The organism is Aggregatibacter sp. HMT-949, from assembly GCF_041734645.1.
In the GTDB taxonomy this organism is placed as follows: domain Bacteria; phylum Pseudomonadota; class Gammaproteobacteria; order Enterobacterales; family Pasteurellaceae; genus Rodentibacter.
In genome coordinates this window covers 1,132,092-1,147,721 of sequence record NZ_CP162010.1, presented here as the reverse complement: position 1 = coordinate 1,147,721, position 15,630 = coordinate 1,132,092, and the positions used below count along the sequence as shown (strand labels likewise).

Genomic DNA, 15,630 nt, shown 5'->3' with positions numbered 1-15,630 from the left:
TTCCGCCCAACTTCCTTTCTTTACAACCGTTCAATTAATCTTCTAAAAAATCCGTTTTCTTTCGTGATTAAACTTTCGTAATTGCCTTGCTCAATGAGTTTGCCTTCATCAATTACGCAAATTTTGTCGAATTGTTCAATGGCCGTTAAACGGTGTGTCACCATAATTAAGGTTTTATTTTCTGCGTGTTGCAGAATTAAGCGCAAAATTCGGCGTTCGGTTTCGCGATCCAATCCCTCCGTTGGCTCGTCTAACAACAAAATTGGCGCATTATTAAGTAAAATACGCGCGAGTCCCAAGCGACGTTGTTCACCGCCGGAAAGCGGACGGCCGCCGTCACCAAGCCAAAGATTTAACCCTTGTTCTTGTTCGAGCAGTTTGCCTAAACCCACTTGATTTAGCACTTCCGTCATTTTTTCGTCAGAAATTTTTTCAAGGCGAGCAAATTGTAAATTCTGACGAAGTGTGTCGCTAAACACGTGCACACGTTGAGTTAAAAAACACATTTGGTTGCGTAAGGTATTTTCTGAATAAGCGGAAATCGGTTTTTCGGCTAACAATAATTCGCCCTGATTCGTGTCATAATTACGCACTAAAAGCTGAAGCAAAGTGGATTTTCCGCTGCCGGTTTTGCCAAGAATAGCGATTTTTTGTCCTTGATGTAAATCTAATGTGAGATTTTTTAAGACGGGATCTTCTTGCTCCGGGTAAGCAAAACTTAAATTTTTTGCTGAAATTAAGTTTACTTTTTCTTCAAATTTGGCATTGTCGTTAAATTCGACCAAGGGTTTTTGCTCAACAATCTCGGTTACACGATTTGCGGCCGCAATTACTTGACCAATATGCAAAAAAGCAGCGCCTAAGGGCATAATGATTTCAACGGCGGCTAATGCGGCGAAAGTGAAAAGGGCAATAAATGCCATGCGATATTCATCGTCACCAAAATCCGCTTGTGAACTAAACCACAGCATTCCACAGACCAATAAACCATTTAAGAACATCACAAGTGCGGTAGAAAACCCGCTTAGTTTTGCTTCTTTGTCTTGATCGGCCTGCCAATTTTTCTCTATTGTAACCATTTTTGCTTTTAATCGATCTTCTGCATTGAACAGCAAAAGTTCAGCTTGTGCTTGGATGAATTCTAAAAATTGTGTGCGGTAAGCGGCGCGTGTCTGAATTAAACGTTCGCCGAATTGTTGTCCTAAACGATAAAAAATCGTTGGAATGGCAATAAGCAATAGCAATAAAAAGGCGCCCAAACCCAATGCGAGCGGAGCATTAATAAAACTTAAACCGATGGTCATTGCCGTAATCACAAAAACAGCGCTGAAGAAGGGCGCGAGTAAGCGTAAATAAAGGCTGTCTAGCGTGTCCACATCAGAAACCAAGCGGTTTAATAGATCGCTGTTGCGATAACGGTTTAATACGGCCGGGCTAAGCGGAATGATTTTACTGAACACTTGCACGCGCAATTTGGCCAAAATGCGAAATGTCGCATCATGGGTAACCAGTTTTTCGAAATAACGCGCAACGGTGCGTCCGATTGCCAAACCGCGCACGCTGGCAGACGGATAGAAAAAGTTAAACAAAGTGCCGAGTCCGGCAATTGCGGTTGCCGCCAGGAACCAGCCTGAAACCGTGAGCAAAGCCATACTGGAGCCAAGCCCGAGTATCATCAGTAGCAATCCTAAAATCAGCGGTAATTTAGCGAATCTAAATAAACGTATAAAAGGCAGTAGGGCGCGCATTATTGAATATCCTGTTGTCGTTGTGCTAAAAGTTCGGCGAAAAAGCCTTCGTTTCGTAGGGTTGCAAAATCGCCTTGTTGCACGATTTCACCGTTTTGCATTACAAAAATTTGATCGCATTGTTTTAAATCTTCAATGCGGTGCGTAATCATGAGTGTAGTTTGACGGCGACTCATTTCATTGAGCGCCTGAAGCACAAGATTTTCCGATTGTGCATCAAGGCTTGCTGTCGGTTCATCCAAAAGCAGCAAATCCCCCTTGCGAAGTAACGCGCGTGCAATGGCAAGGCGTTGCGCTTGCCCTACGGAAACGCCCAATCCGCCGTCTTTAATTTTATACTCCAAGCCTAATTTATCGATGAAATCTTTAGCTTGCGAACGCGCTAAAGCGCGCTCAATTTCTTCATCGTTCGCTTGAATATCGCCAAGCAACAGATTTTCTTTAATTGTGCCTTGCAACAACAACGGATTTTGTCCTACCCAAGCAATGTGTTTGCGCCAGTCGGCGAGATTGCTTTCATGTAATTCTTGCCCATTGATTTTGAGTGAACCTTCGTAAGCTAAAAAGCCCAAAATCGCATTCATTAAAGAGCTTTTACCGGCACCGCTTTGACCGACTAACGCTACATTCTGATTCGCAGCAATATGAAAGGTTAGCGGTTTAGTCAATGCGGTGCCATGCGAGGAAAGCACGACCAAATTTTCTGCTGAAATTTCTATTGTGTGCTCTGACGCGGTTTTGATAGGAATTGTTTTTTCATTTTGTCGAACGGTTAAATAGTCCGCTTCCAAGAAATCCACGATAGCATCTGCCGCACCAATACCGGCTGCGCGGTCGTGATAATAAGTGCCGAGATCGCGCAGTGGCTGGTAAAACTCGGGCGCGAGAATTAAGCAGAAAAAACCGCTAAATAGGGTAAGTGGCGCACTGTAGCTGCCGAAATCCAACTGTCCCAAATAGCTAAAGCCAAAATACACCGCCATCAGAGCAATAGAAACGGATGTGAAAAATTCCAATACGGCGGAAGATAGAAAGGCCAGTTTTAGCACGTCCATGGTGGTTTTGCGAAAATCTTCCGTGCTGTTTTCGATATGTTGGGTTTGTTCGGCGGTACGGTTAAAAAGACGCAAGGTTTCAAGCCCGCGTAAGCGATCTAAAAATTGCGCGCTCAACCGAGCTAGTGTATCCATATTTTTTTGGCTGCTGTCCGCCGCTGCAATGCCCACCAGAATCATAAAAATAGGCACAAGCGGAGCAGTGATCATTAAAATCAAACCGGCCGCCCAGTTTAACGGAAATACCGCAATTAAAATAACTATCGGTACAATGGCGGAAAGGCTTTGTTGCGGTAGAAAACGGGCGTAGAAATTATGCAAGTTTTCAACTTGTTCCAGCATGATACTTGCCCAACTGCCCGCCGGTTTTTGATTAATCGTCGCCGGGCCGACAAGGTGAATTTTGTCGAGAATTTTTTGCCGAATATGACTACGTAATTTACGACCGCATTGGAAGCCGATTTTTTCCCGCGCCCATAAAATCACCGCACGTAAAGCAAAGCCGGTAATTAACCCGAGAAAATAAGGAATGAGTTCATTACGCGGTACATTTTGCATAATCAGCTTATCAAGTAGCGTAGCCAGAAAATAGGTTTGTGCGACTAAAATCAGCGCGGAAAGCGTGGCAAGGGCGATATTCGCGCCCATGAGTTTTTTGATGGGTTTTTGTTGAGCACGAAGCCATTTTTGTAAGTATTTTTGGCGAAGTTTATTCATGGGTTTTACTATTATAGGATTGGCGAGTATGTGAATTTGAAAAATCTACACACAAGAAATGGATAACAGGTGTATGAAACGTTGTTTCATACACCCTAAATTTTAATTACGCTTGAGCATCCAAAAATTTTTCTGCATCCAACGCCGCCATACAGCCCGTTCCGGCTGAAGTGATGGCTTGACGATAGTTATGATCCATCACATCACCGGCGGCGAATACGCCTTTCACGGAAGTGGCGGTGGCATTGCCGTTAAGGCCTGATTTCACCACGATATAACCATTGTTCAATTCCAATTGGCCTTGGAAAATTTCCGTATTCGGCGAATGACCGATTGCCACGAATAAACCATCCAGATTAAGTTCTTCTTTTTCACCGGTTTTAGTGTTTTCTAAACGCAAGCCGGTTACTCCCATATTGTCGCCCAACACTTCATCTAAAGTGCGCTCGGTGTGCAGCACAATTTTGCCTTCTTCTACTTTTTTGTATAAGCGGTCGATGAGAATTTTTTCTGCACGGAAGCTATCGCGGCGGTGGATCAAATGCACGCAACTTGCGATGTTGGCTAAATAAAGCGCTTCTTCAACGGCCGTGTTACCGCCACCGATCACGGCGACCGGTTTGTTGCGATAAAAGAAACCGTCACAGGTCGCACAAGCGGAAACGCCGCGGCCTTTGTAGTTCTCTTCGGAGGGAAGGCCAATATAACGCGCAGAAGCACCGGTTGCGATGATTAAAGCATCACAGGTGAAATTTTGTACATCGCCATAAAGTTTGAATGGACGGGAAGACAAATCCACACGATTAATGTGATCGAACAGGATTTCGGTGCCGAATTTTTCTGCATGTTGCAACATTCGTTGCATTAAGCTTGAGCCGGTTGTCATTTCAAAATCACCCGGCCAGTTTTCGATTTCGTCGGTGGTGGTAAGTTGACCGCCTTGTTGAAGGCCAGTGACGAGAACCGGTTTTAAATTAGCGCGCGCTGCATAAATCGCTGCCGTATAACCGGCAGGGCCGGAGCCCAAAATTAATAGTTTGGCGTGTTTGATATCTGACATAAAGTATCCTTGTTTATGATTTGCTGATTAAATCTTCGGGCTCTTCATTGTGGTATGTCGAGCGCGTCTCAAAAAGGCGAATAGAATGAAGTGCTGAATTAGCACCGCATTGAAACCGTTTGAAAATTGAAATCGTTTGGCGGCGCGTTTGATTGCTATTTTGCGCTTGACTGAAATGACATCGCGAATCAGCACCGCATTGAATTCCCGCCCTCTGTTTTTGATGCTCTCGGCACAAACGGAGCGAAAGCGAGGGGCGGATTATAAGCTTTTCTATTAATACAACAGTGAATAAAGTAATCGACGAAATTTATTCGTCAGCGGATCGCTGTTTCCCATGGCGCTTAAAATGGCTAAAAATTGTTGTTTCACTTCGCCGTTCAGGACGTTTAAATCGGTTTTTAAAATACTGAACAGTAGCGTCAATGCTTCTTCGTTTCTGCCTGCTTGGTGCAATTGTACGGCAAGTTTAACGGCGATTTCGGGCGTCGGATTGTTGGCGTAATCCGTTTGCAATTGTTGAATTTCGGGCGTATCGGCTGCTTGAATCAGTAATTCAATTTGCGCCTGCAAACCTTGCCAGCGACTGTCGCGATCTTGTAATGGAATTTGGTTCAAAATTTCTTGCGCCGGCTCGGTTTTCTTCATGGCAATATAGGTTTCGGCATAGAGCAGCGCCGCATCGCTATTTTTTTTATTGGACAATTCCCAAGCGTCTTTTAACAGTGGCAATGCCGCATCGTAGTTTTCTACCTGTAAGAAATCCAGGGCTTGTTGGAATTTTAACTCTTCTTCCTTCGGCAAAATCGTGCTTAAACGCTGAATTAATGTTGCTTCATCAAGCGTTCCCGGAAAGGCGTCTAAGGCTTGCGCTTCTTTGAATAAATAGGTGGTCGGTAACGCTTGAATACGGAATTGCGCGGCAAGCATTGGTTCTGTTTCACAGTTTACTTTACCCAAAATAAATTGGCCTTGATATTGCTCAGCCAGCCGTTCTAACAGACTTAAAAATTCTGTTGAAGACTGATGGCTCGGCGCATAGAAGTTGAGCACTAGTGCTTTTTCAAGGGATTGTTGCAGAACCTCGGTGAGATTTTGTTCGTTAATATCAATGATAAAAGAAAAATCAGCCATGTTTTATCCTTACGGCAAAAATAATGGCTGATTTTAGCAAAGTGTGGTCGATTTTAGAAATGGTTTAAGGTCGACAGCACACTCAAGGATTAAAGAATCACACTACCGATTAACGCGATAATAAAGCCCACCACACCGATAGAGGTTTCAAGAACGGTCCAAGTTTTTAATGTGGTTTTAGTGTCCATTTCAAGAAAGCGACTCATTAACCAGAAACCTGAGTCATTTACATGAGAAAGCACGGTAGCACCTGATGCAATCGCAATGACGATAAAGCAAAGGTCAAATTGGCTTAAATCGGTCGCTGCGGCAACGGTCGGTGAAATTAAGGCGGCGGCAGTTGTTAACGCAACGGTGGCGGAGCCTTGCGCTACGCGCATCATCATAGCAATAACGAAGGCGGCAACGATAATTGGCATTCCGGTATCAGACAGCATGGTAGAGAGTACGTCACCGATACCGCTGGCGCGTAATACACCGCCGAACATTCCGCCGGCACCGGTCACTAACACGATGGAGCAAATTGGACCTAAGGCGTTATCGCAGATTTTTTCGATTTGTTCGTAGCTACGTTGATCTTTTAATAACAAAATCGCTACGATTAAGGTAATTAATAGTGCAATTGGCGTTTTACCGATTAAACGTAAGACTTCCACCCAAGTTTGCGAACCGTCAATCACTTTCGCCACGCTTAATGTGTTTAAGCCGGTGTCGAATAAAATTAAGATAATTGGTAACAACAAAACGGTGATTACGCGCGCGAAACTCGGCGGATTCTGTACAGAGGTTTCGCTAATGGCAACCGCATTCAAGAAGGCTTTCGGTAAATCGACATGGATTTTCTTACTGATGTATGTACTAAATAAATAGGTACCGATATACCAAGTGGGAATTGCGCAAATTAAACCGACCACGACCAACAACCCCATATTTACGCCGAGCAAATCGCCGGACGCTACCGGGCCCGGATGCGGTGGTAAAAAGGCATGCATCACAGCAAATGCACCGGCAACTGGGAAGGCATAACGTAATACAGAACCGCCGAAGCGTTTCGCTACGCTGAACACGATCGGTAACATCACCACAAGACCGGCATCAAAGAAAATCGGGAAACCAAAAAGTAACGCCGCCACGCCTAATGCGAAGGGGGCTTTTTGTTCGCCAAATTTGTTGATTAAGGTATCCGCCAGCACTTTAGCGCCACCGGTGATTTCCAGCAAACGCCCGATCATCGCACCTAAGCCCACTAATAAGGCGACAGCGGCCAATGTATTACCAAAACCGCCGAGCAATGTCGGCAGAATTTTTTCCACCGGAATGCCGGCGGCAAGCGCCGTGAGTAAGCTCACGATAATTAATGCCACAAAAGCGTGGACTTTGAATTTAATGATAAGTAAAAGCAGCAATAAAATTGCGGCAATCATAATGGCAATAAGCATAGGAAATCCCCTTGTTGAATTGTTACGGGTAACATACTCTTAATTCTTAACTTGGTAAACGATTGCTTATTAAAATTGTGAGCTTGTTCACATTATTTTTACTCTCAAAAGTCGGTTGATTTTTATAGAAAATTTATTTTGTGAGTATGATCACAAAATAAAATGTTACTGGTAACATTTTGATGTGAATTCCGGTATGGTAACAAAAACAATGAAGGAGTATCCGATGAGTGAACATGAGCAACAAGGCAAAAGTTTTATTTTAATGGGCGTTTCCAGTACCGGGAAAACTTCCGTAGGAACGGAAGTAGCGCATCGTTTGGGGATAAAATTAATCGACGGCGACGATTTGCATCCGCGCGCCAATATTATCAAAATGGGCGAAGGGCATCCGCTTAATGACGATGATCGCGCGCCTTGGTTAGAGCGCATTCGCGATGCGGCCTTTAGTTTGGAACGTAAAAGCGAAGTGGGGATTATCGTGTGTTCGGCGTTAAAGAAAAAGTATCGTGATTTGATTCGCGACGGCAATGAGAGCGTCAAGTTTTTGTTTTTGGAAGGTTCTTTTGATTTGGTGCTCGAGCGTATGAAACGACGCAAAGGGCATTATATGAAAACGGAAATGCTGAAAAGTCAATTCGATACTTTAGAAGTGCCAGGTGCAGACGAGCCTGATGTGATTCATATTGATATTGATGGCAGTTTTGACGAAGTAGTAGAGCGTTGCATTAATGCATTGAAGCCGTTGATTTAATTTTGACTGTTGATTCGGTATTTCAATGCGGTGCTAGTTCGGCACTTCAATGCGGTGCTGATTTGAGACTTCAATATAATTTTCCTTAGTGGTTGCTCAGCATAAAAAGCCTGTGCAATATTACAGGCTTTCTCCTAAATGAATTTTAAATCCTAAATCAATCATTTCTTCTTTTAACGGTTCGCCGTTTAAGCGCGCGATTAATTCTTGTGCGGCCCGTTTGCCGATGTCCAAACGCGGTGTAATCACCGTGCCGAGCTGCGGCGTGACGGAAAAACCGACATCGTGTCCGTGGAACCCGGCAATGGCGATTTGCGTCGGCACCGCAATGCCGAGGCGCTGACATTCAAATAGCGCACCGATAGCCAGATCGTCGTTGGTGCAAAAAATGCCGTCGGTTTGTGGCCGTTTGGTTAAAATTTCACGCAATTGTTTGCCGCCCAAGGTGAATGACGAGGCTTCTTCAGTAATTAGGCTATAAGGCTCCAGTCCGTATTTTTTCATGGCTTGTTCGTAGCCTTGCATTTTGAGTTGGGTGCGTTTATCCATGCGCGCAGTGAAATACACGATATTTTTATGTCTGCGCGAAATCATCGTTTCCACTATTGATTGTGCCGCTGCCACATTATCGAAACCGATCACTTGTTGAATGCCGGCTTGGCTACTGTCCATAATTTCGATCACCGGAATGTTTGCCACTTCAATCATTTTTAGCGTGCGCAACGAATGGTAATTTTCCGACAAGATCAGCCCGTCCACATTATAGGAAAGCAGGCTTTCGATGCGGTCCTCTTCCTTTTTGACGCTATAACCGTAGTGCGCCAGCATGGTTTGATAGCCCGCTTCGTCGGCGATCAGTTCAATGCCTTTCAACACGTCGGCAAAGACGTGATTGGTGAGCGATGGCAACAGTACGCCGATGGCTTTGCTTTTCGCGTTGGATAAAATTTCCGGTGCGCGATTGGGTATATAGCCGAAGCGCTCGATAGCCGCAGCAATGCGGTTCCGGGTTTCTTGTGCGACGGCATTCGGATTGCGCAAATAACGGCTGACCGTCATTTTGGTGATGCCGAGATGTTCGGCGATGTCTTGCAGAGTCGGGCGTTTGTGTTTCATTGTTACAATAAGCAAAAATCGGTAAATTAAAATTTTCGCGGCAGTATAGCAAAAACGTTTGATTTTTTGACCGCACTTTCATCGCAAAAAAGGTATAATGCGCCATCCATTTATCACAAGGAATGCAGTATGACGGACGAAATTCGTTTAACTCAGTACAGCCACGGCGCGGGTTGAGGCTGTAAAATTTCGCCTAAGGTGTTAGGGACTATTTTACAAACGCAACTTGAAAATTTTGTCGATCCGAATTTATTGGTCGGCAATGATACAGCGGATGACGCGGCGGTTTACGATTTGGGCAACGGTAGCGCGATTATCAGTACTACGGATTTCTTTATGCCGATTGTGGACGATCCTTTTGATTTCGGACGCATCGCGGCAACCAATGCCATCAGCGATATTTTTGCCATGGGCGGTAAGCCGATTATGGCAATTGCGATTTTAGGTTTTCCGATTAATCAATTACCGGCGGAAATCGCACAAAAAATCGTCGATGGCGGACGTTTTGCTTGTCATCAAGCGGGTATTTCTCTCGCCGGTGGGCATTCTATTGATGCGCCGGAACCAATTTTCGGCTTGGCAGTAACGGGCGTGATCAATACGGAAAAAGTCAAACGTAATGCGTCGGCGCAAGTCGGTTGTAAGCTTTATTTAACCAAACCGCTTGGTATCGGTGTGCTGACTACCGCGGAGAAAAAAGGCAAGCTAAAAGCCGAACACCAAGGCTTAGCAACAAAAATGATGTGCCGGATGAATAGCATCGGTAGCCGATTTTCTGAAGTGGACGGCGTGACAGCAATGACGGATGTGACGGGGTTCGGTTTACTTGGGCATTTGATTGAAGTCTGCGAAGGCGCGAATCTCAATGCGGTTCTATTTTTCGATCGCATTCATACGTTGGATGGCGTGCCGGAATATATTGCAGAAGGCTGCGTGCCGGGCGGTACGACGCGTAACTTTGACAGTTACGGAGATAAAGTCGGTGCTTTAACGGATTATCAAAAAGCAGTGTTATGCGATCCGCAAACCTCAGGCGGTTTGCTGGTGGCGGTGAAACCGGAAAGTGAGCGACAAATTCTTGATATTGCACAGCAAGAGGGAATTGAGATTTATGAAATCGGCAAGCTGATCGCACGTAAGCCGGAAGAACGAATCTTGGTGGAAATTCGTTAAAACAATAAGAACGTAAAAAGCGCGGCATTGAACCCGCGCTTTTTTATGCGATTTTTATATGATTTTTTCTAAAATTAATTTTCCCATCATTGCAATGTGTGCGGGCACCGCATTCAAGGCCGGAATATATTGATAAGACTCGCCGCCATGCGTTAAGAAATACTCGCGGTTTTCTTCATCAATTTCTTCAATGGTTTCTAAGCAATCTGCAGCAAAACCGGGACAAATCACCGCAATTTTGTTAATTCCTTGCGCACTTGCATTTTGCAAAAACTTATCGGTGTAAGGCTGTAACCATTCTTCGCGACCAAAACGCGATTGGAAGCTCATCGCCCATTGGTTTTTCGTTAAACCAAGCTTATCCGCCACTGCGATAGTGGTTTGTTTGCAATGTTCGCGATAATAATCGCCCATATTTTCATAACGCAGCGGGATGCCATGATAAGAGAATAACAAAAACTCGTCAGCTTTTAAGCGCGCTTGAACGGATTGTGCCAAGGCATTAATGTAGTTTTCATTTAAATGATAGGAATGGATGAAATCAAAAGGCACAAAGCCGCGTTCTTGTTTCAGCGCATTGGCAAAAGCATCAAGCAAGGCGCCCGTAGTGGTACTGGAATATTGCGGATAAAGCGGCAAAACGATAATTTTTTCCACCTGACTTTTAAGCAAATTTTTGACTGCACTTCGCATTGACGGATTGCCATAAGTCATGGCGATTTCGACTTGCACATCGATTCCTTGCGCGCTCAAATAAGTTTGCAATGCCTGTTGTTGCTGTTTGGTAATGGCGAATAAAGGCGACCCTTGTGTTGTCCAAATGGCTTGATAATTTTTCGCGATGCGTTTGGAACGTAGCGGTAAAATAATCGCTTTTAGTAACGGAAACCACTTCCAGCGCGGTAAATCCACTACGCGCGGATCTGTTAAAAATTCCCATAAATAGCGGGAAATGGCGGAAGATGTCGGTTCGTCAGGCGTGCCTAAATTGGCTAAAATGACCCCAAATTTTTTTGTTATTGTCATAGCGTGATAATAGAAAGCGTTAATCGTGCAAGGCAGCAAAGTTTATCTTCTTCCGTGCGGATGTCAATTTGCCAAACATGGGTATTGGGGCTTAAATTAATTGGCGTCGCTTTGGCGGTGACTTTGCCTTGTCTCACCGGGCGAAGATGATTGGCGCTGATCTCCGCTCCGAGCACCGCATTGCCTTCCTCCACGGCAAGAAACCCTGCCAGCGATCCGACGGTTTCCGCCAGCGCTACCGAAACGCCGCCGTGCAGTAAACCGAAAGGCTGTGTCGTGCGATGATCTACCGGCATGCTTGCTTCCAACCAATTGTCGCCGAATGCTGAGATTTCGATGCCGAGATGTCCCACCGCACAGTTTTTCCCCATTTCGTTAAGTTGCGGCAGTGTAAATGTTTTTTTCCAGATCATTGATTTTCCTAGATGATTTATTTTTAACATTATTCGTTATTAACGAAGTCGATTTTAATTAAATATACCGAATCGCTTTAGGATAACCAATTTGAATGTCTAACGAACGATCCGAGCTTATCAGATTTTCTCTTTCTGCAATAAAGAAGCGTGACGTCATCGCTTTCTCACCGTTATTTATGAAAATCTCCACAATTGAGCGATCAAAGAAAATTTCTATCAAATGCAATTCTTCCACTTCGCAATAACGCTGCGTTCCGAATTTTTTCATTAACTCGGTTTGCTCGGATTGACTACGATCCAAACAAATCAAACTATTTTCGTAAGATAAGCTTAAATACTCTCCTTTTTCGTTAGTAAAGAAATTCAATTTAAACGGTTTATTACCCGCCTCGAATTTTAAATAAGCACGATCTAAATCGGCGACGTGCATTTTTCCTTGCAAGGTGAAGGTTGAAACTGCGGTCAGATTTTCATCGATTTTTGCAATCGGACGCTGATATAACCGATTGTTTTCTAAATGAATTTTGCGAGGTAATGTGAGGGCGGAATGCCATTTGAATTTATCTGTTGGATAAGTGAGATCAGGTAAGCCGATCCAACCGAACATCAGGGTGCTTTCTTTATTTTCTAAGCCGCTGAAAGTTTGTGGTGCGTAAAAGTCGAAACCTTGGTCGAGTTCGGCGATGTGTTCGGCTTCCAGCATATTACCGTTCAAGTGCCCGATAGCGTAAGTGGCGTGGTAGTTATTTTGAAATTGATGCGGTGCTCGATCTTTGCCTTGTGGCGACCAAATGAAAATGTCTTTATCACTTAATTTAAACAAATCCGGGCATTCCCACATAAATACCTTGTGATTGTTAAATGCCGGCACGGCAAGTTCGCCGAGTAAATGCGGTTTATCGTTTAAGTTATCCATTTCAAAAATAATTGCGGTGCCGCTAAGGTTTTCTCGTTGCGCACCGCAGATGAAGCGAATTTTGCCGTTTGGGGCGAAATAAGGTTTTGGATCGCGCACATGCTCAGTGTAGCCGGCCGGTGAATTTTCGATTAATGGACGCTTGTCGATGAGTTTACCGTCTAAATCGAAAATCGCTAGATTTTGGTACGGTACGCGTTGATTATCGCTCGGTCGGCGAGTGTTGCCGGTATAGAACATTGCCAATTTGTCACCCACTTTCAATGCGCCGCCGGAATAGCAACCGTGCGATTCGAATAATTCGCAAGGAATTAAATCGTCGGCCGCTTGGTAAGTGTGAAAATCATGTGTGACGAAATGTTTCCAATGCTTCATACCGTGCAATGCATCAAATGGAAACCATTGATAAAAAAGATGATATTTTTCGCCATCAAACACCAATCCATTTGGGTCGTTTAATAAGCCGGTTGGCGGCGCAAGGTGGTAAGTCGGATAAAAATCTTTGTCGCCGGCTACCGTTTTCAGCACCGCATTGAGCTCGCCCGGTGCGGCAGCAAGGAGACTTTTGTATTTGCCGTTATTGAAAATAATCATTTGAATCTTCTGTCAGAAATGGAAAAGGTACAGATTAAAATTTATGCACGTAAATGAAATCAAGGTGCGTGAATATCGTTATTCACGCACCTTGTGGTTAATCGGCTAAAAATTCAGTGAGTTGCGCTTTATTCGGCAAGGCAGACATCGCGCCTTTGGCCGTTGTGGCGAGTGCACCACAGGCATTGGCTTGGCGGATAACTTGCTGCAACACATCATCTTCTTGCCAGTTTGGATGTTGAGCGAGTCCGGCAAGTAATCCCCCTACGAAAGCGTCGCCCGCACCGGTGGTATCGACCGGTTTTAATGCTTTGCCGACCACCACGTCTTTTTTGCCGGCAAAATGATATAGCGCGCCCTCTTTGCCAAGGGTCACGATAATTAATTTTTCCGGATAAAGCGTGGTGATGCGTTCGAATGCTTTTTCCAAACTATCGGTGTTGGTAAGCAGGGTGAGTTCTTCCTCGGAGAATTTCAATACGTCTGCCAGTGCCACTGCTTCCATCACCACGGTTTTCATTTCATCTAAATTAGCCCAAAGGGATTCGCGCAAATTCGGATCGAATGAGAAGAAGCCGCCCGCCACTTTAATGCGTCGAATCGCTTCAAAGGTTGCTTCGCGCGACGGGTTATTGATCAGCGCGATGGAGCAGCAGTGCAACCACTCGCCCGCTTGGAACGGCGGTAAATCGGTCGTTTGCAGGAATTGATCGGCACTCGGATTCACCATAAAGGTGAAACTGCGTTCGCCGTTATCTAAACCGACCACAACCGTTGAAGTGCGATGTTGCGGATCGAGAATCATGTGTGTGATGTCCACGTTTTCCGCATTTAGTGTTTCTTGCATAAATTGACCGAGCGGATCGTTGCCCACGCGTCCGATAAAGGCACTCTGACAACCTAAGCGCGCCACGCCCACCGCCACGTTAGCCGGCGCACCACCCGCACAACGTAAATAATGATTTTCACCATCGGGAATCAAATCCACCACGGCATCGCCGGTTACCCAAATTTTTTGGCTCATAGTATTTTCCTTTTGTTGATAACAGCGTATTTATAAATATTGCTATTGAGCTTCTTCGTGTTTTCCATTTATGGCACGTAATGACCGCGAAAATAAAGGCTTCAATGCGGTGCTAATTTCAACTTTCATTGCGACTTCATCGCCATTTCTTTGTGTTATGTTGATTCTTTAATTAAAAAATAACCGCACTTTAAAAGCGCGGTTATTTTCCGTTTTTATTTCACCGTTACGCGCGCAAACTTGCGTTTGCCTACTTGGTAAATATTTGTGCCTTTTGGCGCGTTGACTTTTATGTCTCCCACTTTTTCGCCGTTGATTTTCACGCCGCCTTGTTGTGCGGAACGAATCGCTTCAGAAGTGGAAGGAACGAGGCCGGCTTCTTTTAATAAAGTCGCTAAACCGATTTCTTCCGTGAAAGTGAATTCCGGCATTTCATCCGGTATGGCACCTTTTTGGAAGCGATTGATAAATTCTTGTTCGGCAGCATCAGCCGCGGCTTCATTGTGGAAACGCGCGATAATTTCTTTAGCCAGTAAAATTTTTACGTCACGCGGATTTTTGCCGTTTTCTACGTCCGCTTTTAGTTGTGCGATTTCGCTTAATGGGCGGAATGAAAGTAAGTTATACCAATCCCACATTAAATCGTCCGAAATCGACATGATTTTACCGAACATGTCATTTGGTGCATCAGTCACGCCGATATAGTTACCTAGCGATTTAGACATTTTTTTCTCGCCGTCTAAGCCGACGAGCAATGGTATAGTGATGGCTACCTGCGGTTTTTTGCCGGCGGATTTTTGTAATTCGCGACCGACTAATAAATTGAATTTTTGGTCGGTTCCGCCCAGTTCGATGTCTGCGCTTAATGCGACGGAATCGTGTCCCTGCAATAATGGATAGATAAATTCGTGGATGGCAATCGGTTGATTATTGTTGAAGCGTTTTTTGAAATCGTCACGTTCCAACATACGGGCGACGGTGTAGTTACTTGCCAAGCGAATCATGCCTTCGGTTCCGAGTTTGCCTAACCATTCGGAGTTGAACACAATTTTAGTTTTCGCCGGATCTAAAATTTTGAAAATCTGTTCTTTGTAAGTTTCTGCATTGCGTAGCACGTCTTCGCGGCTAAGGGGAGGGCGGGTGGCGTTTTTGCCTGACGGGTCGCCTACCATACCGGTGAAATCACCGATTAAGAAATATACTTCGTGACCGAGTTGTTGGAATTGACGTAATTTATTTAACACTACGGTATGTCCCAAATGAATATCCGGGGCAGTCGGGTCGGCGCCTAATTTCACTTTTAAAGGGCGATTTTCTTTCAATTTTTCGATTAAATCCGCTTCTGAAAGGATTTCATCCGTACCGCGCTTTAGTTCTGCGAGAACGGTATTAATATCAGTCATCGTTATTTCCTAATTGTGTTTTGTAAAGGGCTTTATTATAGGGATTCTGAATGAA

Annotated in this window: 13 protein-coding genes; 2 read left to right on the top strand and 11 right to left on the bottom strand. The window is 44.6% G+C overall.

What is annotated here, in order from left to right:
* Window positions 1-20: 20 nt before the first annotated feature.
* The 5 genes from cydC to AB3F25_RS05265 form a co-directional block, all read right to left on the bottom strand.
* Window positions 21-1,748 carry a cysteine/glutathione ABC transporter ATP-binding protein/permease CydC gene (gene cydC / locus AB3F25_RS05285; protein ID WP_373602851.1) on the bottom strand — a complete coding sequence of 576 codons (1,728 nt, stop codon included), beginning with the start codon at window positions 1,746-1,748 and terminating at the stop codon, window positions 21-23.
* A complete protein-coding gene (gene cydD / locus AB3F25_RS05280) occupies window positions 1,748-3,520 on the bottom strand; it encodes a cysteine/glutathione ABC transporter permease/ATP-binding protein CydD (RefSeq protein ID WP_373602850.1) in 1,773 nt (590 codons plus the stop codon). The genes cydC and cydD overlap by 1 nt, the downstream gene beginning before the upstream one ends.
* Before the next feature lie 106 nt (window positions 3,521-3,626).
* Window positions 3,627-4,580 carry a thioredoxin-disulfide reductase gene (gene trxB, locus AB3F25_RS05275; protein WP_373602849.1) on the bottom strand — a complete coding sequence of 318 codons (954 nt, stop codon included), beginning with the start codon at window positions 4,578-4,580 and terminating at the stop codon, window positions 3,627-3,629.
* Window positions 4,581-4,856: 276 nt separating this feature from the next.
* The gene (locus AB3F25_RS05270; protein WP_373602848.1) at window positions 4,857-5,714 is read right to left on the bottom strand and encodes a co-chaperone YbbN; all 858 of its coding nucleotides are present in this window, start codon (window positions 5,712-5,714) and stop codon (window positions 4,857-4,859) included.
* An 89-nt stretch (window positions 5,715-5,803) separates the two neighbouring features.
* Entirely contained in the window at window positions 5,804-7,153 is a 1,350-nt protein-coding gene (locus AB3F25_RS05265; protein WP_373602847.1) for a GntP family permease, read from the bottom strand.
* A gap of 226 nt (window positions 7,154-7,379) precedes the next feature.
* Here AB3F25_RS05265 and AB3F25_RS05260 point away from each other — a divergent pair, with 226 nt between their 5' ends.
* Window positions 7,380-7,907, top strand: coding sequence for a gluconokinase (locus AB3F25_RS05260; RefSeq protein WP_373602846.1), 528 nt, complete (start codon window positions 7,380-7,382; stop codon window positions 7,905-7,907).
* A 120-nt stretch (window positions 7,908-8,027) separates the two neighbouring features.
* On the opposite strand, the gene gntR is transcribed toward AB3F25_RS05260, so the two are convergent.
* On the bottom strand, window positions 8,028-9,023 hold the full coding sequence (gntR, locus tag AB3F25_RS05255) for a gluconate operon transcriptional repressor GntR (protein WP_373602845.1): 996 nt from the start codon (window positions 9,021-9,023) through the stop codon (window positions 8,028-8,030).
* A gap of 129 nt (window positions 9,024-9,152) precedes the next feature.
* On the opposite strand from gntR, the gene selD reads away from it, so the two are divergent.
* The gene (gene selD, locus AB3F25_RS05250) at window positions 9,153-10,196 is read left to right on the top strand and encodes a selenide, water dikinase SelD (protein ID WP_373602844.1); all 1,044 of its coding nucleotides are present in this window, start codon (window positions 9,153-9,155) and stop codon (window positions 10,194-10,196) included.
* A 54-nt stretch (window positions 10,197-10,250) separates the two neighbouring features.
* On the opposite strand, the gene hemH is transcribed toward selD, so the two are convergent.
* The 5 genes from hemH to tyrS form a co-directional block, all read right to left on the bottom strand.
* A complete protein-coding gene (hemH, locus tag AB3F25_RS05245) occupies window positions 10,251-11,222 on the bottom strand; it encodes a ferrochelatase (RefSeq protein ID WP_373602843.1) in 972 nt (323 codons plus the stop codon).
* Window positions 11,219-11,635, bottom strand: a complete 417-nt coding sequence (locus AB3F25_RS05240) for a hotdog fold thioesterase (RefSeq protein ID WP_373602842.1) — start codon at window positions 11,633-11,635, stop codon at window positions 11,219-11,221. The genes hemH and AB3F25_RS05240 overlap by 4 nt, the downstream gene beginning before the upstream one ends.
* A 58-nt stretch (window positions 11,636-11,693) precedes the next feature.
* Window positions 11,694-13,148, bottom strand: coding sequence for a glycoside hydrolase family 32 protein (locus AB3F25_RS05235; RefSeq protein WP_373602841.1), 1,455 nt, complete (start codon window positions 13,146-13,148; stop codon window positions 11,694-11,696).
* 97 nt (window positions 13,149-13,245) lie between these two features.
* Window positions 13,246-14,172 carry an aminoimidazole riboside kinase gene (locus AB3F25_RS05230; RefSeq protein ID WP_373602840.1) on the bottom strand — a complete coding sequence of 309 codons (927 nt, stop codon included), beginning with the start codon at window positions 14,170-14,172 and terminating at the stop codon, window positions 13,246-13,248.
* A 215-nt stretch (window positions 14,173-14,387) separates the two neighbouring features.
* A complete protein-coding gene (gene tyrS / locus AB3F25_RS05225; protein WP_373602839.1) occupies window positions 14,388-15,575 on the bottom strand; it encodes a tyrosine--tRNA ligase in 1,188 nt (395 codons plus the stop codon).
* Between the last annotated feature and the right edge of the window lie 55 nt (window positions 15,576-15,630).